The 17,722-nt window shown below is 57.8% G+C and carries 20 protein-coding genes; 11 read left to right on the top strand and 9 right to left on the bottom strand.

Going from position 1 to position 17,722, the window contains the following annotated elements; translation table 11 throughout:
• Window positions 1–233: 233 nt before the first annotated feature.
• Window positions 234–542, top strand: coding sequence for a hypothetical protein (locus tag FD37_RS06230; RefSeq protein ID WP_045807104.1), 309 nt, complete (start codon window positions 234–236; stop codon window positions 540–542).
• 167 nt (window positions 543–709) lie between these two features.
• Here the strand turns inward: FD37_RS06230 and ppx are convergent, their stop codons facing one another.
• From ppx to FD37_RS06210, 4 genes are all read right to left on the bottom strand, one after another.
• Window positions 710–1,654, bottom strand: a complete 945-nt coding sequence (gene ppx, locus FD37_RS06225; RefSeq protein WP_045807105.1) for an exopolyphosphatase — start codon at window positions 1,652–1,654, stop codon at window positions 710–712.
• Between the two features lie 77 nt (window positions 1,655–1,731).
• Window positions 1,732–3,885, bottom strand: coding sequence for an RNA degradosome polyphosphate kinase (locus tag FD37_RS06220; RefSeq protein WP_045807106.1), 2,154 nt, complete (start codon window positions 3,883–3,885; stop codon window positions 1,732–1,734).
• Window positions 3,882–5,411 carry a Ppx/GppA phosphatase family protein gene (locus tag FD37_RS06215; protein WP_045807107.1) on the bottom strand — a complete coding sequence of 510 codons (1,530 nt, stop codon included), beginning with the start codon at window positions 5,409–5,411 and terminating at the stop codon, window positions 3,882–3,884. Before FD37_RS06215 ends, FD37_RS06220 begins: the two co-directional genes overlap by 4 nt.
• A gap of 157 nt (window positions 5,412–5,568) precedes the next feature.
• Window positions 5,569–6,390 (bottom strand): LicD family protein, encoded by an 822-nt coding sequence (locus FD37_RS06210; protein WP_056964250.1) that lies wholly within the window; start codon window positions 6,388–6,390, stop codon window positions 5,569–5,571.
• Window positions 6,391–6,617: 227 nt separating this feature from the next.
• On the opposite strand from FD37_RS06210, the gene FD37_RS06205 reads away from it, so the two are divergent.
• Window positions 6,618–7,061: a MarR family winged helix-turn-helix transcriptional regulator gene (locus tag FD37_RS06205; RefSeq protein ID WP_045807109.1), complete on the top strand. Its 444-nt coding sequence runs from the start codon at window positions 6,618–6,620 to the stop codon at window positions 7,059–7,061.
• A gap of 57 nt (window positions 7,062–7,118) precedes the next feature.
• Complete coding sequence (locus FD37_RS13000; RefSeq protein WP_170206970.1) at window positions 7,119–7,295, top strand: hypothetical protein; 177 nt, start codon at window positions 7,119–7,121, stop codon at window positions 7,293–7,295.
• A gap of 56 nt (window positions 7,296–7,351) precedes the next feature.
• Here FD37_RS13000 and FD37_RS06200 read toward each other — a convergent pair whose 3' ends face one another.
• Window positions 7,352–7,807: an OsmC family protein gene (locus FD37_RS06200; protein ID WP_045807110.1), complete on the bottom strand. Its 456-nt coding sequence runs from the start codon at window positions 7,805–7,807 to the stop codon at window positions 7,352–7,354.
• Window positions 7,808–8,194: 387 nt separating this feature from the next.
• On the opposite strand from FD37_RS06200, the gene FD37_RS06195 reads away from it, so the two are divergent.
• A complete protein-coding gene (locus tag FD37_RS06195; RefSeq protein ID WP_045807111.1) occupies window positions 8,195–8,377 on the top strand; it encodes a hypothetical protein in 183 nt (60 codons plus the stop codon).
• 360 nt (window positions 8,378–8,737) lie between these two features.
• On the opposite strand, the gene FD37_RS06190 is transcribed toward FD37_RS06195, so the two are convergent.
• Both FD37_RS06190 and FD37_RS06185 read right to left on the bottom strand, forming a co-directional pair.
• Window positions 8,738–9,277, bottom strand: coding sequence for a hypothetical protein (locus FD37_RS06190; protein WP_147007687.1), 540 nt, complete (start codon window positions 9,275–9,277; stop codon window positions 8,738–8,740).
• A gap of 288 nt (window positions 9,278–9,565) precedes the next feature.
• The gene (locus FD37_RS06185; protein WP_056964246.1) at window positions 9,566–9,937 is read right to left on the bottom strand and encodes a DUF1304 domain-containing protein; all 372 of its coding nucleotides are present in this window, start codon (window positions 9,935–9,937) and stop codon (window positions 9,566–9,568) included.
• A gap of 216 nt (window positions 9,938–10,153) precedes the next feature.
• Here FD37_RS06185 and FD37_RS06180 point away from each other — a divergent pair, with 216 nt between their 5' ends.
• From FD37_RS06180 to FD37_RS06165, 4 genes are all read left to right on the top strand, one after another.
• Entirely contained in the window at window positions 10,154–10,642 is a 489-nt protein-coding gene (locus FD37_RS06180; protein ID WP_052957255.1) for an alcohol dehydrogenase, read from the top strand.
• Between the two features lie 284 nt (window positions 10,643–10,926).
• A complete protein-coding gene (locus tag FD37_RS06175; RefSeq protein ID WP_056964243.1) occupies window positions 10,927–12,312 on the top strand; it encodes a class II fumarate hydratase in 1,386 nt (461 codons plus the stop codon).
• 122 nt (window positions 12,313–12,434) lie between these two features.
• A complete protein-coding gene (locus FD37_RS06170) occupies window positions 12,435–12,995 on the top strand; it encodes a GNAT family N-acetyltransferase (RefSeq protein WP_056964240.1) in 561 nt (186 codons plus the stop codon).
• Between the two features lie 63 nt (window positions 12,996–13,058).
• On the top strand, window positions 13,059–13,613 hold the full coding sequence (locus tag FD37_RS06165) for a GNAT family N-acetyltransferase (protein WP_162256120.1): 555 nt from the start codon (window positions 13,059–13,061) through the stop codon (window positions 13,611–13,613).
• 105 nt (window positions 13,614–13,718) lie between these two features.
• On the opposite strand, the gene FD37_RS06160 is transcribed toward FD37_RS06165, so the two are convergent.
• Window positions 13,719–14,552, bottom strand: a complete 834-nt coding sequence (locus FD37_RS06160) for an alpha/beta fold hydrolase (protein WP_202813252.1) — start codon at window positions 14,550–14,552, stop codon at window positions 13,719–13,721.
• 239 nt (window positions 14,553–14,791) lie between these two features.
• Between FD37_RS06160 and FD37_RS06155 the strand changes: the two genes are divergently transcribed.
• Genes FD37_RS06155 through FD37_RS06145 form a run of 3 tightly spaced genes read left to right on the top strand, consistent with a single transcriptional unit; the run spans window position 14,792 to window position 16,639 of the window.
• Window positions 14,792–15,163, top strand: coding sequence for a GntR family transcriptional regulator (locus FD37_RS06155; protein WP_056964234.1), 372 nt, complete (start codon window positions 14,792–14,794; stop codon window positions 15,161–15,163).
• Complete coding sequence (locus tag FD37_RS06150) at window positions 15,160–15,882, top strand: ATP-binding cassette domain-containing protein (protein ID WP_186811291.1); 723 nt, start codon at window positions 15,160–15,162, stop codon at window positions 15,880–15,882. The genes FD37_RS06155 and FD37_RS06150 overlap by 4 nt, the downstream gene beginning before the upstream one ends.
• Window positions 15,869–16,639, top strand: coding sequence for a hypothetical protein (locus FD37_RS06145; RefSeq protein ID WP_056964232.1), 771 nt, complete (start codon window positions 15,869–15,871; stop codon window positions 16,637–16,639). The genes FD37_RS06150 and FD37_RS06145 overlap by 14 nt, the downstream gene beginning before the upstream one ends.
• Before the next feature lie 101 nt (window positions 16,640–16,740).
• Here the strand turns inward: FD37_RS06145 and FD37_RS06140 are convergent, their stop codons facing one another.
• Window positions 16,741–17,562: a glycosyltransferase family 8 protein gene (locus FD37_RS06140; protein ID WP_045808380.1), complete on the bottom strand. Its 822-nt coding sequence runs from the start codon at window positions 17,560–17,562 to the stop codon at window positions 16,741–16,743.
• Window positions 17,563–17,722 lie beyond the last annotated feature (160 nt).

The raw sequence follows: 17,722 nt of genomic DNA, 5'->3' as shown, positions 1-17,722 counted from the left end.
AATAGCTTCAAATAGCATTGATTAGCAAAATTAATCAGAAAAACTTTAAATAATTTCCTGAAAGTGTTGACAGCGCTTACAAATATCGGTATATTAGTACTCGTAAGGTATTAATAATTACCTTCTAATCAATTCTCTTTCTCTCTTATGCCGACCACTGCCATTCCCTGGTAGTGGTTTTGTTTTGCCCTCAAGGCTCGTATAATAGACAAGAGGACTAGGAGGGAAGCAGCATGAAAAGTCACGAAACGTTTACCTTAATCGAAGAAATCACCCGACTAGACGGGACCAAGTACATGGAAATCAGTAACATGGTGCAGAACGGCCGGGCCGAGCTGGCCGCCGAACGGGGGTTGATCAAGCAGGTGCGCATCCTGCAGCTCAACATCGCCCACACGCCACACGTGCAGGCTTATGAAGACTACGTCAACGAGCACTACACCATGCCGGCGGAGGACTTTACCGAGTTCCAGGAATGGGCCAAGCCCGAAGAGCAGCAAAAAGAAGTCGACGCCATTCTCCACGAAAACCATATTGGGTAGTTAACCAGCGTGGGCTCAAAGGCGGTTAGCTGGCGAGCACGTTTCGACACCGTCTATGCGGAGAGGCAAAACAGGAAGGAAATTCTCGATTTTTCACGAGAATTTCCTTCCTGTTTTTGATAAATCGCGTAATATGGCAACCGTGTGAGCCTACGGTCGCGCCCGTCTCAGTCCTTCTTCGCCTGGGTCAGTTCGGCCTGGTTCAGGTAATCGAACAGCAGGCCGTCCCGTAAGCCGGCGTTGGAGAAGATGATCTGTTGCGAATCCAACAGCCGCATCAGCAGAATCACGGGGATCAGGCCGCCGATGATGATGTCGGCCCGTTCCTTGGATAGCCCGGGAATCTTCTTGCGTTCCGCCAGGTCCAGACCCAGCAACTGGGTCAGCGTGGCGTAGCAGTCCGCGGCCGTCAGCTTGTAGCCGTGGACGTCCTCGACGTTCAGAAAGTTCTTCTTGCGCCGGTTGATCTTGGCCAGGGTCCGGTTCGCGCCGCCCAGCCCGATGATCGGCAGGTTCATGGCCTCGCGCAGCCACCAGATGTCGTTGAAGACGTTGTTGACGAAGGTCATCGCGCTAAACAGGGAGGCCGCCTGGACCTTGTCGGGTTCCAGGTAGTTCTGCGACAGGGTCACCGATCCCAGGGGAATCGAGACCACGTGCTTGAGCTGCTGGTTCTGCACCAAGATGAGCTCGGACGAGCCACCGCCGGTATCGACGATGAGGCCGTTGACCATCGGCAGGGTGTTCACCACCCCGAGGTAGTCGTAGCGCGCCTCCGAGGCCCCGGAAATGACGGTTAGAGTCAGGTCGAGGTCGTCCTTGACGCGCTTCAAGAAGGCCTTCTGGTTGGTCGCCTGACGGACGGCAGCCGTGGCCACCGCCTTGATTTCTTTGTTGGGGAGCGGGTCATAAACGGACTTGAACTCCGTCAGAGCCGCCATGGTGCGTTCAATGGCGGCGGGCTGGAGGACCTTTTCACTGCCCATGTTTTCGGATAGGCGCACGTAGCGTTTGAGCTGATTAACGGTCTGGTAGCGCCCGTGGGCGTCCACCTCCGTGACGGTCATCCGACAGGAATTAGATCCGAGATCGATGACAACTAGGTTTTTCATAAATCCGGGCGACGCGGCCAGTCACAGTGCGGCTGGTCACGGCCCGACACCTCCTTCACGACTAAAATCAACCACCCTTAGTCGTTGGTCGACTTGGGTTGGTTCTTCGGGCTCAACATCGGGTGGAACTGATGGGCGTTGCCCGCTAAATGAGCCGCGGGAGCGCTTTGCGCGTGGGCCTTGCGTTCAGCCTGGCGCATGAAGGTCTCCTGGGCGTCCAGGGGATCCAGTCCCCGCCGGTCGACGCGGGTAAAGGTCCGGTCGGCCTGTAGGACCCGCGTCTTGACGTTATCGTGCCAGAGCGTGGAGAAGATGTCAAATGCGTGCTGCCGCAACGCTTCGTTTAAAATCGGGAAGAGCAGCTCGACCCGGCGGTTCAGGTTCCGGGTCATCAGGTCGGCACTGGACAGGTAGAGCTGCTCGTCGCCGTCGTTGGCGAACGCGTAGATCCGACTGTGTTCCAGGAAGCGGCCCACGATGGAGTGGACTTCGATGTTGTCGCTGATGCCGGGAATGCCCACGTTGAGGCAGCAGATGCCCCGCACAATCAGGCGAATCTTAACGCCGGCGTGGGAGGCCTCGTAGAGCTTGGCGATCATGTCGGAGTCCGACAGGGAGTTCATCTTCATCTCGGCCCACGCGGTCTTGCCCAGCTTGGCGTTGGCGATTTCCTGGTCGAGCTTAGCACTGATGAATTCCCGGATGCCGTCGGGCGACATGTGCAACTGGTGGAAGTACGGGGGTTCGGAGTAGCCGGACAGCATGTTGAAGATGTTCGATGCGTCGATCCCCATGTCGGTGTTGGTGGTCAGCAGGCCCATGTCGGTGTAGAAGTGGGCGGTCACGTCGTTGTAGTTCCCGGTCCCCATGTGCATGTAGCGCCGGATGCCGTCCGGTTCACGCCGGACGATCAGGGTCAGCTTACAGTGGGTCTTGAGCCCAATCAGACCGTAGATCACGTGGCAGCCCATCTTTTCGAGCTGTTGGGCCCAGTGGACGTTGTTTTCCTCGTCAAACCGGGCCTTGACCTCGACCAGCACGGTGACCTGCTTGCCGTTTTGCGCGGCCTGACCCAGCGACTTGATGATCGGGGAGTTGGCGGAGACCCGGTAGAGGGTCATCTTGATGGCCAAGACCTCGTCGTCGAGGGAGGCCTGACGAATCAGCTCGGTCACGGCGTCGAAGGAGTCGTACGGGTGCTGCATGATGATGTCGTGGTCGCGAATCGTGGCGAAGACGTCGTCGTCCGGTCCCATGCCGGGGACCCGTGCGGCGGTGAATTTCGGGTACCGCCCGTCATCGTGGTCGCTGATCTGCTTAGTCCACTTGGACAGGAAGGTCAGGTCGATGGGGCCGACGATGTTGTAGACGGCGTAGGCCGGGACCTTGATCGAGGTGGTCAGCCGTTTGAGCAGGGCCGAGGAGATGCCGGACTCGACTTCGAGCCGCACGGCGCCCCCGTGTTCCCGCTTCTTCAGCTGATGTTCGACTTCCTTTAAGAGGTCGGAGGTGTCCTCTTCGGCCACGTCCAGGTCCATGTCCCGGATGACCCGGTAGTTCGCGGCCTCCTGGACCTTGTAGCCGATGAAGAGGTTGCCGACGAAGGCCTTGATGATGTCTTCCAGCATGATGAAGTCGTTGGGAGCATCGGGCAGCCGGACGGTCCGGGGGAAGATCTCCGGGACCTGGACGGTGGCGAAGCGCTTGTCGTGCTTGTCCCCGTCCTTATGCAGCCGCAGGGCGATGTTGAGGGTGTTGTTGCCGATAAAGGGAAACGGCCGCGAGCTGTCGACGGCCATCGGCGTGATGGTCGGGGAAATCTCGTTGTTAAAGTACCGTTCGATGAAGGCGTGCTGCTTGTCGGTCAGGTCGGCCAGGGTCTTCAAGTGCACGTCCCAGTTGGCCAGCAACGGCAGGAGCATCCGGCTTAGCGTCGAGTACTGCTTGATGACCTGGTCGTGGGCCTTGGCGTTGACGGCCAGCAGTTGGGCTTCGGCGGTCATCCCCGAGGCATCGGGCTTGGGGTAGTTGACGGCAGCCAGCTTGGCCAGCGATGCCACCCGAACCATGAAGAACTCGTCCACGTTGCTTTGGGTGATCCCTAAGAAGCGGACCCGTTCGAGCAGTGGGTTCGCCCGGTCACGGGCCTCGTCCAAGACGCGGGCGTTAAAGTCTAACCAGCTGAGTTCCCGGTTGGTGAAGTAGTCGGGATTGCGATAGTCTTTTGTCATTTATGTAACCTCCTCTGTTTGAACACGGGTTGTAAGCCAAAGACGTCGGTGAAGAAGTCGGCCTTGAAGTTGAAGGCCCACCGCACCAGGGCCAAGTCGTCGTCGCTGAAGCAGGTGATGACCACCTGCGTGGGTTTCACGGACACGGAGATCCGCTCGATGGTCTGCTGGTGCGCGTCGTCCAGGGCGTCGGCGACCCGCAGCAGGGCGGCCAACTTGGCGATGCGCAGGCGTTCATCGGTGCTGAGCTGCCGGAAGCGGGAAAGCTCGCCCCCGGGTGTCCGTGAGCTGTGGTAGCGGGACACTGCCGCGATAATCTGCATTTCTTGAGTGGACAGGCCCAGCAACTCCGACTGCTTGAGCACGTAATCCGAATGCAGGTAGTGTTCGTGGGTGTCGATGAAGCCCCCGATATCGTGAACGATGGCGGCCACGTGCAGGAGCAGGCGGTCCCGGGTGCTCAGGTGGTGCAGGGACTTCAATTGGTCAAACAGGTGCAGGGCGAACTTTTCCACCAGGTACATGTGTTGTGGTTCGACCTGGTAGCGGTCGGCCAAGGCGTGCGCGGCGTCGATGATCTGGCTATCGAAGTCTTCCTTGATGTAGCCGGCCTCGCGCGCCTCCTGGGTGGTCAGCCCGTCGAGCACGTTTAAGTTGACCAGGTGGACCTGGTTGGCGTGGACGGTCGCGAAGAGCTTCTGGAGCAGGAGCACCTCGGGGAGCACCAGGCTGACCGTTTCTTCATTTAACTGGAGTTGTTCCATCAGGTACTGGTCCGAGGCGTTCATGACCTCGTCGGTAAACGCGTGGAACTCCTCTAACGTCAGGGAGCAACTCGACTTGCCCCGCGGGATGAAGTAGTTGTTCAGCGGCGTGGCCCCGATCAGGATGACCTGGTGCTTGGCGTCCTGGACCTCGTCCGGCACGAAGCGGTAGAAGTCGTCGACCTTACTATTGATGTAATCGTCCAAAACGGCGATGGGGTTCGGCGCGGTCGCCCGTAGCGTCTGCAGGACTTCCTTGATCCGGGTCGGGCCGAGCTTCATGTTGTGGGACGCCAGAAGCTTCTGGTGGTGGAAAAATGAGAAGGTCGTGCTCCCGGAGTTCAACCCGATAATGGCCGTGTGGTGCTTGGTGACCTTCTTGTAGTTGGTGAACTTTAGGGCGATGGCCTCGTTGCGGACCAGTGATTCCTGGCCCAGCGAGATCCAGTTCAGGCGCAGGCCCGTCCGGACGTAGAGCTGGTCGGCGATGAAGTCGGCGTTGGGCGCGGCGGACAGGGCTTGCGACCCCCAGACCTTGTAGTGGGTCACGCCGTAGTCCTTGATGATCTGCAGGAAGCCCCGCAGTGCCTCGGAGGCGTCGGCAACGGTCTGAAGCTCGATGTCTTCATGGTTATAAATATTTTCCCCGATGGCGACGGTCGACTTGACGTGCTCGGCCTGCTGACCGGTTTTGAGGTTAACGATCGATAGTTCCATGCTGGTCACGTTGACCAGGATGGCGCCAAAATAAGTATCAGCCATATGTTCATCTACTTTCTTTAAAGTTGGGTTCGTATGTGGTGCGGTGAAGCTGTTCGGACGGCAATGGCGGCGTGAACGATTTGCGCTCCACGCCGGCGAGCAAGCCGGTCGAGGTGGGCACGGTGTGTGGATTCGGTTTCATAATTGTGTGGCCACCCTAGTCCGTGAAGACCTGGTTATCCATGATCAGTTTGTCGAGGTGCTTTTCGGTGCGCTGGTTCTTCGGCGGCAGGGCCAGGTAGTCCCCGTACATCTCTGTTAAAATCGTAGCATAGTCCGTGGGGACCTGAACCGTTAAGCCCTCGAAGGGAACCGGGGTTAGGTCGGTGACCTGCCGAAGCGAAAAGACTTCCTTATTGTAGCTGTACTGGGAGGCCAAGTTTTTGACCTGGGTCAGGTTGGGCTGGCTCAGGTAAGCCGTCATCACCGCGTGCCGCTGGTCCTTGAGCGCCTGGACGTCGGCTAATTGATCCGCCCCCAGAGGACTCTGAAATTTCTGCAGCGGCGTGTTGACCAGGTGGTAGCGGAGCTGCAACAGAATCCGGGTGTTATACCACTGAAACTTGGTCATCTGCTCACGCTGCTGCGCCGGTTCCACCGGAATCCGGTCGAGGGGGAAAATGTCGATGAAGATGCCTTTGCGGGCGTTGTTCACGTTGTTCTTCTCCTCGATGTAGGTGTTGCGGTCGAGCAGCTTGGCGTAGCTCAGCCCGTAGTTGGGGTCGCTGTTCGGCGTTTGGAGGAAGTAGTGGGTTCCGTCGAGGCGCTGCGGGGCTTCGGCTAACAAACGGTCGTAGTCCGGCCGCAGGAGCCCGACGTCCACGTCATCGTCCCAGGGGATGAACCCCTGATGACGAATGGCCCCCAGCAGGGAACCGCCCAGCAGCGTATAGGACAGGTGCAGGTCGTGGCAGAGGGTGATGAACTGGGCCAGGTTCCCCAATTCGACCCGGTGAATTCGATCGATTAAACGTGACATAATATGATCCTTTCTAGGCCCCAGATGATGGTTCTTGGAACGGGTCGACCAATGAATCATTCAACGAAGAAAAATATTTGTTCATAATATTCATTAGTTTTAGGCTACCCTACATTTATTCTACCAGACTCTCCGCGCCCCGGGGCGGTTGCGCGAAAAAAACTGGTATTTAATGGTCGTAAATGCTAAGATAAAAATCGTATTTTGAGAATTGCAGGTGGGTTAAGATGGCTGAACCGGAACAGTCTTTATTGGACGCCTTTATTGATGTCTACATGAGCTCGTTGAAGTATCTGGATGAGTTCGTATCAGAGCCAGCGAAGGAGTTTCATCTTTCATTTGAACAGTATCTGATTCTGCGGGAGATTGCCCGGCACGACCAGGTCACGCTGATGGATATCGCCAGTCAGCGCCAGGTCACCCGGAGCGCGGTCTCGCGGCAGATCAAGGTCTTGCTGCGGCAGGGATACCTGCGGCAGCAGCCCGATGAAAATGATCGCCGGCGACTGTATCTGATTGCGACCCCCGCTGGGACTGAGGCCGAGCGGGTGATCCGGCAGCGAATCAGTCGGCGGTTTCAGGGCTGGGTCGACGTCTACGGGGAGACCCGGGCCCACGAGCTGCTCAATTTTATTCGGGACTTCAGCCAAGTGACCCGCTTGAAAAAGTAGGGCGAAGCGCCTAGCATAGAGGGCTAAACCGATTAGGGTAGAAGGAGATTGAAGTCAATGAGCAAAAAGCGCATGAGTGAGGAAGAGGCGAAGCGCTGGCGCAAGATTGTCTTCATGGACGACGGCCACGAGGGCAAGCGTTCAGAACGACCATCGAAGTCGTACGTCTACGGTGGCGGCGACCGGCCGGCATCGTGGTGGCAGCGTTTCAAGCAACACCTTTCACGTCGATAATTAAAAAATGGGCACCACCAAATGAACGGAAAACGTTCGACCGGTGGTGTCCCTTTTTAATTTTGGCGTTCCACCGGTTCGACGGGGGAAAAGTCATCGACTAATTCGACGGTCACGTTGGCGCTGCCGCTCAGCAGCTTGGCCACGGGGCACCGGCGTTCGGCCAGGTCGACCATCGCCGTGGCCGTGTCGCGGTCGACGTGCGGGATGCGAACCTGCGCCGTGACGTAAAATTGAAAGCCCCGGTAATCGCGGGCAAATTCGACAATCGTATGCACCTGCGCGGTGTGTGGCAGGCCCTGACGCTGTTCGATGGCCTCGAGGGTCGCGTTCAGGCAGGTACTGAGGGCCAGACCCACGAACTGTTCGGGGTTCGCCCCCGGCCGGTCGTTTAAGGGACTACTGGTCGGCGCATCGAGCCCCCCGGGGACGTAGGAGTGACTCTCCAGGCCATCGTCGTTGATGGCCACGGTCCGGTAGAGGGGTGGGAACTTTTCACGGTCGATTGGCATCGCTATCATGTCCTTTCTTGAAGCCTTTCTCGTTACTTTCAGCGTACGCCGGTTCCGCCAAAAAAACAATCAATTTGGCGCCGGCAATCGTGTCCCCGCTGAGCCGGGTGGACCATTGATGAATTAATGGCTATTAAAATGAATTATCGGGTGATATACCTTGCATGCAACTGCTTGCACCGGAACCTATACCAATTTTGACGAAACGGTTGGAAATTCGGGCTGTCATTTAGTAAAACGGTACAACTCCGGGATTTACGTGCGATTGCGGACATTGTAAATGTTTTGTAATAATTATCAAAAAAGGGTAGACCGCTTGATGAATTGCGCCTATAATGTGGGGTGACAAGCAGTAGAACACTGGCGCAAGTATTTAGGGGGAGCCATATGTTAGAAAACAAGCTGTCAGACGAACAACGTCAATTTCAAATGCTCACGTGGCGGGCGCAAAAACATGGCGCCCAGGTCGTGGCGGGAGAACAAATGCGGAAGTTCACCGCGACCGTTGACGAGCAACGCGCCATTATTTCGGCGGCCCAGGAACGTCGCGCCGTGATGTCGGTTAGTTAGGCCGCCAGGTTTAGTGGAGCGGTTGGTGTCCAAATCTTATGCGGAAGATTCGATTGATGCTACAGTGCCTTTAAGGAGGCGACACCATGAAACATCCTGGGATTTATTATCTGTACTACGCGGCCGGCTGGGCGTTCATTGCGGTGATGGCGGTGGCCATTTACCAGCTGATCGGTGTCTGGTTGCGGGCAAGTAGTCTCTAAAGAACAACGGTTGTGATCGATCAATGGCTGATCGGTCTTTTTTTATGCGACGACCGGGATCTTCACACGGATGAAAAAAAGAAACCGACCCCCAATTCTCGATTGGAGAACTGGGGGTCGGTTTTGATCATTCAGAGGGGCCAATTGGCGGCCACGGTTATTTTTGTAAGAGCGCACTGGTGACCGTATTCAATAAGAGCGCACTGACGGCCCAGCCGTAAGCCGGGCGGTTAGCGTTCACCAGGGCGGCCCACCAGTTGCGCCAATAGTGGGCGTGGGTCTGAAACCGGGTGCGGTCGATCACGTCCAGTAGAAGCACCAACAGGAAGTAGGCGCTGACCACGTCACTGACCGTGCTGATGAGTAAGACGATGGCGGCGCCGGGTTGCACGCTGACGTGGACGAGGAACCGGACCAGGCCTTCACTGGCCCCCAAGAGAATGAAGAGCAGCAGGGCCTTGCCCAGCCACTTAATAGAAGTAAAGGATAGTAGGAGAAACACCGCGACGGTCGTTAGGTTCACCAGAACCGATTGTCGGAAGGTCGTCCCGGTCGGCATCCCGAAGACGAGTGCCGGCTCATGAATGACGCCGGTGAATTGTAGTAGCAGGCATCCGCCAAAGCAGAGGATGAACAGACTGACTAGGCGCCACCCCGTCCGTTGGGTCACTTGTAAAGGTGCTGTTAAAGTATTCATAGAGAGACCATCAGATCCTTTGGAGAGATTGATGAGAGTCGCTATTGCGGTCCGGTGAAGTGAAATGGGGGTTAGCACCGGGGTTAAAAACGATTATAAAAAAAGCTAGTCACGTCTGAACGCAACCAGCAGAATAGAAGTATGTGTACGGCTTCAATGGTGTTAATAATGGCTAAATGCTAATTAACTCCTCCAATAATCGAAAGACCGTGGCAGGCTCTCACCTGAATATGTGACTTCATTATAACGTGGTCGCCCGGGTCTGTAAACCTATTTTTAAAGATTTTGTTAAAGACCGAGCACAAGTAAAACGAGTAACGTGAGCAATGCCGGGCATCCCTGCAGCCAAAAAATTTGACGTTTAACGGTCAGACTGCCGAAAAGGGCCACGACCACGATGAAGACTAGCAATAACGCCAGGGTAGTGTGCTGCGCGGTCCCGGTCAGAAGCAGGAGCGCGCCCAGGATGACCACGGCCAGCATGCCGTTGTAGATGCCCTGGTTAGCGAGTGCCGCGCGGGCCGGCGCCTGTTGGATGAATGAGAGCGGCATTCCGAAAGCGTTGGCTTGTTGCGCGGGGCGTCCCCAGATTTCCAGCGCCGCAATGCCCAGGTGTTCCAGGGCGACCAGACAGGTCAGAATCACAAATAAAAGTTGCATGAGTCAGTTCCTTCTTTCTAATGGATTGTCATGATAGAATGAATCATCGTAAATTCACACCAATTACCGAAGAAAAGGTTGGTTACTTTAAGCTAATTTTTAGTTTGGTGTGTAGAATAATAAGTTAAGGATGTTTTTCTGGGGGAAGCACAAGAGAACGGATGGGGAAATCAACGCTCGCAAGCGTTTTGAATGATAAGAATGGAGGAATGACTGATGAGACTCCTAGACTTAAGTGGACAACAATTCGGCAGACTGACGGTTATTAAGCGGGACGGGACGGCCAAGAACGGAAATGCGACCTGGCTGTGTAAATGCAGCTGTGGCCAACTGGTCACGGTGGACAGCTACCGCCTGCGCCACGGGATTACCGTGAGCTGCGGGTGCTACCGGCGGGATATCAGCAAGGCCCGGCTGACCAAGGATCCCCGCACGCGTAAGCAGATCGGGAACGCCACCAACTTGCCGTTGGTCAACGGTTCCAACGTGGCGGCGCTGACCAAGCTGAGCTCCCGCAACATCTCCGGGGTGATCGGCGTGAGTTTCGATAAGCGCTCCGGTAAGTGGGCGGCACGTTTATTCTACCACGGCCGCTATATCTTAAACCAAACTTTCACCGACTTCTACGACGCCGTGGCGGCGCGGAAGGCGGCCGAACAGCAATTAGCCAAGACCAACGACCTTGAGATCAAGGCCGAGGGTTAGGCCAGCAGTCTAATAGAAGCTAGAGAGGAGAGTGGGACAAAAGGCGGTTAGCTGGCGAGCATTAACGGCGTCATTCAGATAATCCCGAACTTGGATTAGCTGAATGACGGTGTTAAGCGGAACCAGTTGCCTTTTGGCGCACGTTTCGACACTAAATATTCGAAAAACGAGTCTGAGACTTTTGTCCCAGGCTTTTTTGGTCGTGTCGTGCGGATGAAAGTTGACGGTGCTCCGGTCGAACGGGTACAGTGATGATAGTAGAAATTTTGGAAGGACTGAGGAAGATGGACTATCGTGAGGAAGCAGATACGTTGGGCACGGTGAAGGTGCCGGCCCAGGCGTTGTGGGGGCCGCAAACGGAGCGCAGCCGGCACAACTTTACCACCGGCCCCTTGATGCCGTTGCCCGTGATTCGGGCCTTGCTGCAGATCAAGCGCGCGGCGGCCGTGGCCAACCGGGATCTGGGAGAACTGAGTGACGCCAAGGCCCAGTTGATCATCGCCGCCGCCACGGACCTGCTGGCGCTGGACGATGCGCGGTTACGGCCCGACTTTCCCCTGCACGTGTACCAGACCGGGTCCGGGACGCAGACCAACATGAACGTCAACGAGGTTATCGCCCATCAGGCCCTGACCCACGACCCGACCGGGGAGTTGCAGCCCAACGACGACGTGAACCACGGGCAGAGCTCCAACGACACCTTTCCGACGGCGATGACCATCACCGCGCACCAGGGGGTGGCCCAGGTCGTCGCCGCGGTTCGGCACCTGGTGGCCGAGCTGACGGTCAAGCAGACCGAGTACTGGCGAGTCGTCAAGATTGGGCGGACCCACCTGCAGGACGCCACGCCGTTGACCTTTGGCCAGGAGGTCAGTGGCTGGGTCAGCACGCTGCAGCACGACCTGACGTACCTGGAAAGCCTGACCGACACCTTATTAGAGTTGCCCATCGGGGGCACGGCGGTCGGGACCGGTCTGAACGCCGCGCCGGGGTTCGCCCAGGCGGTGGCCGCCGAACTGAGTGAGGCCTACCATCAGCCGTTTACCGCCGAGACCAACAAGTTCTTCGGCCTAGCGGCGCATTCCGGGCTGAACGTGGTCCACGGGGCGCTGAAGACGCTGGCGAGTGATCTGTTGAAGATTGCCAACGACATTCGCTTTCTGGCCAGCGGCCCCCGGGCGGGCTATCACGAGCTGACCATCCCGGCCAACGAACCCGGGTCGTCGATCATGCCCGGCAAAGTCAATCCGACCCAGGCCGAGGCGTTGACCATGGCCGCGACCCGGGTGATGGGCAATGACGTGACCATCACCGTGGCGGCTTCGCAGGGCAACTTCGAGATGAACGTGTACAAGCCGGTCCTGATTGCGGCCTTCCTGGAGTCGACCGACCTCTTGGCGGGCACGGTGACGGGCTTTGCCGATAAATTGGTCCACGGGATGACCGTCGACGCGGCGCGGATGCGGGAACTGGTCGACCAGTCGCTGATGACCGTGACGGCACTGTCCCCGCACATCGGCTACCACGCCAGCGCCGAGATCGCCCAGTTGGCCGACCAACAGGGGCTGACGCTCAAGGAGGCGGCCGTTCGATCGGGGCAGGTCACGGCCGACCAGTTTGCTGCTTGGGTCGATCCGCTCAAGATGACGGGAATCGATGACCTGAAGTAGGCTACTAATGAAGAGGCACGTCCTGCCCGTTAAAACCAGAACGACCAGTCACTGACACCCCCAATTTGGGGTCAACTAGCAAGACGTATCCATAAATAGTCATCAAAGGGAGTGAAACGTTCATGACAACATCATTCGGGGGAGCGACCCCACCAGCCTGGCAGGTGCGCTGTGCGACGGCCAGCGATTTGCCGGCGGTTAACCAATTTTACGAAGAGGTGTGTGCGGCCATTGCCACCACGCCATACGGCCCCGCCTGGCAGTGGGGGGTGAACCCCAGCGCTGCCATCCTGCAACGCGACTTGAATCGGGGAAAGCTGCTATTGGGCTACGATCACGCGCAGCTGGCCGCGGTCGGCGTCCTGTTAGCGGGTGAAGACCCGGACTACCAAGGAGCCGCTTGGCGGTTGCCGGCTACCGAGGCCGAGATTGGTGTCCTCCACTTGTTCGCCGTGCATCCCCGTTTTCGTGGCCGGGGTATTTCGACCAAGATGTTACGCGCTATTCTGGCACAAGCCCTCGCGGATGGGCGGACCGTTTTGCATTTAGACGCCATCAAGGGGAACATCCCCGCCGAAAAGCTTTACCTGGCCGCGGGATTTCGGTTCGTCGAGGAGCGCGTCGTCACCCCACCGCACATTGGCCGAATCACGCTACGGTTGATGGAACGGACCAGCGCCTGAAATGACCGAACGTTTGTAAAGAGTGGCTGACACATTAGAACAAATAAGAAAGTAGGGATGTGGATGTTAGCACAGCGAGTGACGGAAGAGTTGCAGTTAGCGGTCCCCCGACCAGTGGTGGACGGACCGCAGTTGTTTCAACTCGTGGTGGCCGACCGGGAGCGGTTGACCCGCTTCCTACCGTGGGTCGCGCAGACCCAAACGGTTCAAGATGAGGTGGCTTTTCTGCAAATGACCAATCGACATTTAGGACAAGGCCAATCGTTGAACCTCGTGATCTGGGTCGGCGATGCTGTGGCGGGGATGATCAGTTGTAATCGCTTTGATCAGGCCAATTGCAGTGCCGATATTGGGTACTGGTTGGGCCGTCCGTTTCGGGGCCGTGGCGTGATGACGCAGGCGGTGCGGGGACTCTGTACGCTAGTCTTTCAAGATTATGGGATGAACCGACTCGTCATTCGAGCAGCGGTTGAAAATGGCGCGAGTCAGGCTGTTGCGCGTCGAGCGGGATTTCATCTTGAGGGGATTCTCAGGCAAAACGAAAAGCTCGCCGATGGGTATCATGACGAGTGCTTGTTTAGCTATCTACGGTCAGAATGGGCCGCGACCCGGTCGTGAGCTCTGCGCGTAGGCGGCTATTTCCGATTCGGTGGATGAAGCGTCAACCAATAAAGAACCGACTTCCTTAATTGTAGGGAAGCCGGTTCTTTGTTTTTATCGTGTCTAATGGGCCGCTGATCCGCGCCGCATTCGGTCTAAAATGAGTTGCGCCGTGACCTCCGGCCGATTCTCCGGGAGCCAGTGGCCGGCGTTTAAGACCACGAAGCGGTAGTCCGCCGCCACGAACGCGGCCGTTTTGGTGGCTGCGGCCCGCCCGAGAAACGGGTCGTGGCGGCCCCACACGTAGGTCGTGGGCACGTAGAGCGTGCTATCGGCGACCTTGGGCTGGTGAGGCAGTAAGAGGGCGCGGTACCAGTTCAGGGGACCGGTGAGGGTCGCGGGGTGACGAAAGGTCGCGGTCAACCGGGCGGTATCGGCGGGATTGAGGCCGGCCTTAATCAGCCAGTCGTGGAGCCCGCGGGCCACCAGCCGTTCGGGCCAGTGGGGGAGCTGAAACCCACCGATGTAGGCGCTATGGAGCAGCTGGGTGGAGTGGGTGTACGACCAGACCATGGCCTGGGGATGCGGGGTCCCCAGGACGGTCAGACTCTGACACCGGTGGGGCACCCGCATGGCCAGTTCCCAGGCCAAAAGCCCGCCCCAGTCATGGCCGACCACGTGGACTCGGCGGAGCTTCAGGTGGTCCAAGAGGGCGATGAGGTCGGTGACCAAAGCGTCGATGGTGTAGGCCCGCCGGGAACGGGGCGTGGCCGTGGCCGCGTAGCCCCGCATGGCGGGAATCAGGGTCCGATAACCGGCGGCGTGGAGCCGGGCCGCCACCCCGGTCCAGCTGGCAACGTCTTCGGGGAATCCGTGGAGTAGCAGCACCGCTTCGCCCCGGCCGCTGTCCTGGTAGGGCAGGGTCAGGCCGGCGTGGTGATAGGTGGAAATTGTCAAGAAAGGGCCTCCTTCAAGCATGTCTGAGATTAATGTAGCACGAATCGTGGGGTGGTCGTCAAGGGGGGCACAGCCACGTTCCCACTTGACCGGCACCGTAAACGAAAAGCGTCGGTAACTGCCGACCGAACAAGCCGGCCGATGCCCCCGATTTAAGAAAAATAGCGGAATTTCTTTGTGAAAAGGCCAACTCGTGTTATAGTGTTATAGAAAGATATTACACTAAAGAGGTGAACGATGTGCAATTTGACGATAAGGTCCCGATTTATTATCAGATCAAGAACTACCTGTACCACCGAATCGTGGCCGGCGACCTGCAACCGGGGGAGAAGCTACCGGCCGTGCGCCAACTGGCGGTCGACTTAACGGTCAACGTCAATACCGTCCAACGGGCCTTAAGCGAGATGATCCACGAGGAAATCCTGGTGTCCAAGCGGGGCCGGGGCAACTTCGTGACCGAAGAACCCGCCAAGATTGCGGCGCTCAAGCAACGCCTGATCACGGCCTACATTCAGGAATTGTACACCCAGCTGCACGCGTTGAAGCTGAGTGACCGCGACATCGTGACCGAGATTCAGCACTACATTCAGACGAGAGGGGACCAAGCATGATCAGTAACGCACTCGAAGTGACCGACTTAAGTTATCGCAAGAATCAGAAAACCATTCTCACGGACGTCAACCTCCAGATCTCACCCGGCAAGATTGTCGGGCTGTTGGGGGAAAACGGGGCCGGGAAGACGACCCTGATGCGCCTTATCGCCAGCGTGGCCAAGGGGGAACGGGGCACCATCGCCGTTAACCAAGCCACCCGGGGCGTGGAACGGCGGGCCCTGGTCAGTTTCAGTGAGAGCCTGCAGGGCTTCCGGGGCAACGACAAGCTGAGCCAGATCCGCGACTTCTACGCGACGGTCTACCCGGACTTCTCCGCCAAAAAGTACCTCGACCTGATCACCTTTCTGCAAATCGACGACGACCAGAAGCTGGCGACACTGTCGAAGGGGACCCGCGAGAAGTTCATCATCGCGCTGACCCTGTCGCGTGAGGCGGCCGTGTACCTGCTCGACGAACCCTTCAGCGGCATCGACAGCATGAGCCGCAAGCGCATCATCAGCAGCATCATCAAGTGGAAGCAGGCCGACGCGACCATGATCATCAGTGACCATTACGTAACCGAGATTGCGGCTTTGCTGGACGAGGTGGTCATCGTCAAGGACCACACCATCTGCACCCACAAGAGCAGCGACCAGATTCGCAGCGAGTTTGGCCTGGGCATCGAAGCCTTTTACGAAAGTGTCTACGGGGGGGATATTCACGATGACGAACTTTAAACAAAGCTTCCGGGTCATGTGGCGCCCCAAGTTCCGCAGTCTGAATCAGCTCTTATTCTTTAATCTCTTGGCCGTGGTCCTGACCATGGCGTACGAGATCTGGTCCCACGGGTTCGCCACCCTGGAGATGATCGGACCGGTGGTGTTCTGGGGACTGCTCTTTGGGTTCACCGGCTTCTGCTGGTTGACCTGGCACAACGAAAAGATGTTGGTCAGTGACAGCTACCGGCTCTTGCCGGTGGGCGACACCACTCTCTACTTAGCAAACCTGATCTCATCACTGGGCAGCCTGGTCTACATGGGCCTGGTCGAGGTCGTCCTGTTACTGGTCGGTTCGGCGATGAACGGCAGTGCCGTGCGGGCCTGGTTCCGCCAGACCATGAACCTGCACCTGACCGCCCACGACTGGCACCAACTTCAGGTCTACAGCCTCACCTTTGTTCTCTGGGCCGTGGCCATCGTCTTATGGGTGTGGGTCTTCATCACGCTGATCCATTTCGCGACCGAGGCCGTCAGTGCCTTTATTCCGGGCGCCTCCCAGCGGCTGGTCAAGACCATCTTGGCGGTGCTGTTGGTCTGGGCCATCGTGGCCTTCCTGAACTGGGTCAGCCACCTGGCCGATCGGCTGGTGCAGCTGGTGATCAGTACCGGTAGCGACAACCTGGTCTGGAACTTTGCGACCCTGACGCTGGCCATCGTCCTGGTCAGCTGGCTGAACATCTACTTAATGCGGCGCTGGGTGGAAGCCCGGTACTAGCCGAATCATCACGCGAACCAAAAAGTCGCCGGTCGAAGACCCCGTTGGGCGTTTCGACCGGCGACTTTTGGGTGTGACGGGGTTTGGCAACAGGTGCGCACCTAGAAACGTTGGGCGAACCGGTGCTGGTAGTGCTTGTACAGCAGGGCGTACTTGTCGGTCGCGGTGGCGAGCCAGGGTTTCTTGGTGCCGCAATAGTGCAAAAAGACGGTGTGGGTGACCACCCAATCGAGGTCCCACTTGCCCTGACTGGTGGTCTGGTAGGTCAGGTCCTTGCGCACGTCGTAGTTGTAGACCACGTCGGCGACCGGTTGCGTGTCTTGCGAATAGAGTTTGTTGAGGACGTCTTGGTCGGGTAAGATCAGGACGTTTTTGTGTTCCCGAATCACCCGGAAGATGTCCGCTGGCTTAACCTGTTGGCGGGCCCGCGCCAGGTTGATCAGTAGCACGCCGGAGTTGAAGTAGTGGGGCGTGGCGGTGTCTAAGCGAAACTGGTTGAAGGTCCCGGTCAGGTTCAGAAAGTCGCTGTGCATGGCCGCCGCGTAGAGCCGGCCGGACAGGTCCAGGCGGTACAGGGGCGTCGGGTCGTTGATGACCAGGATATCGGCGTCGAGGTAGAGCACCTTGTCCAGGGTGGCGGGCAGCAGTTCACTGGCTAGGAGCCGGTAGTAGATCGACTTGGGATAACGGTCGGAGACCGGGGCGTCGGCGAAGACGTCGGCCCCGACGATGATCGGGTGGTAGGTCATGTTCAGGGCCTGCAGGATCTGGGTCAGCCGGTCGGCCTGGGCCAGGGGTTGGTCTTGAATCACGTAAACGTCGTAGGTGTTGGTGGCCGGGCTGTTCTGTCGCAGCGAGTACAGCGTGACCAGCATGCGGTCGGCGAACTTGTCGTCGATGGCGAAGAGTAGGTTGAGTTGCATAAACGGGAAGCCTCCTAAGGTAGTGCGTTAGGTCTAGTTTAGCCTAGCCATTGTGAACGCGCTACCATTTAATGACTAAATGGTTGGGTAACCGGTGAGAAAAAGGGCGGCTGGAAGGGGTCGTGGCCCCGCTAGCGACGAATTCGTGGTACAGTTAGCG

The organism is Levilactobacillus spicheri DSM 15429 (genome assembly GCF_001435095.1).
GTDB lineage: Bacteria > Bacillota > Bacilli > Lactobacillales > Lactobacillaceae > Levilactobacillus > Levilactobacillus spicheri.
The sequence above is the reverse complement of the archived record's forward strand: the minus strand, read 5'-3'. Positions and strand labels throughout refer to the sequence as shown.

Bases quoted from the DNA above. Each gene is read 5' to 3' on its own strand.
- FD37_RS06230 (WP_045807104.1), top strand. From the start codon at position 234: ATGAAAAGTCACGAAACGTTTACCTTAATCGAAGAAATCACCCGACTA.
- ppx (WP_045807105.1), bottom strand. From the start codon at position 1,654: ATGAAAAACCTAGTTGTCATCGATCTCGGATCTAATTCCTGTCGGATG.
- FD37_RS06220 (WP_045807106.1), bottom strand. From the start codon at position 3,885: ATGACAAAAGACTATCGCAATCCCGACTACTTCACCAACCGGGAACTC.
- FD37_RS06215 (WP_045807107.1), bottom strand. From the start codon at position 5,411: ATGGCTGATACTTATTTTGGCGCCATCCTGGTCAACGTGACCAGCATG.
- FD37_RS06210 (WP_056964250.1), bottom strand. From the start codon at position 6,390: ATGTCACGTTTAATCGATCGAATTCACCGGGTCGAATTGGGGAACCTG.
- FD37_RS06205 (WP_045807109.1), top strand. From the start codon at position 6,618: ATGGCTGAACCGGAACAGTCTTTATTGGACGCCTTTATTGATGTCTAC.
- FD37_RS13000 (WP_170206970.1), top strand. From the start codon at position 7,119: ATGAGCAAAAAGCGCATGAGTGAGGAAGAGGCGAAGCGCTGGCGCAAG.
- FD37_RS06200 (WP_045807110.1), bottom strand. From the start codon at position 7,807: ATGCCAATCGACCGTGAAAAGTTCCCACCCCTCTACCGGACCGTGGCC.
- FD37_RS06195 (WP_045807111.1), top strand. From the start codon at position 8,195: ATGTTAGAAAACAAGCTGTCAGACGAACAACGTCAATTTCAAATGCTC.
- FD37_RS06190 (WP_147007687.1), bottom strand. From the start codon at position 9,277: ATGAATACTTTAACAGCACCTTTACAAGTGACCCAACGGACGGGGTGG.
- FD37_RS06185 (WP_056964246.1), bottom strand. From the start codon at position 9,937: ATGCAACTTTTATTTGTGATTCTGACCTGTCTGGTCGCCCTGGAACAC.
- FD37_RS06180 (WP_052957255.1), top strand. From the start codon at position 10,154: ATGAGACTCCTAGACTTAAGTGGACAACAATTCGGCAGACTGACGGTT.
- FD37_RS06175 (WP_056964243.1), top strand. From the start codon at position 10,927: ATGGACTATCGTGAGGAAGCAGATACGTTGGGCACGGTGAAGGTGCCG.
- FD37_RS06170 (WP_056964240.1), top strand. From the start codon at position 12,435: ATGACAACATCATTCGGGGGAGCGACCCCACCAGCCTGGCAGGTGCGC.
- FD37_RS06165 (WP_162256120.1), top strand. From the start codon at position 13,059: ATGTTAGCACAGCGAGTGACGGAAGAGTTGCAGTTAGCGGTCCCCCGA.
- FD37_RS06150 (WP_186811291.1), top strand. From the start codon at position 15,160: ATGATCAGTAACGCACTCGAAGTGACCGACTTAAGTTATCGCAAGAAT.
- FD37_RS06145 (WP_056964232.1), top strand. From the start codon at position 15,869: ATGACGAACTTTAAACAAAGCTTCCGGGTCATGTGGCGCCCCAAGTTC.
- FD37_RS06140 (WP_045808380.1), bottom strand. From the start codon at position 17,562: ATGCAACTCAACCTACTCTTCGCCATCGACGACAAGTTCGCCGACCGC.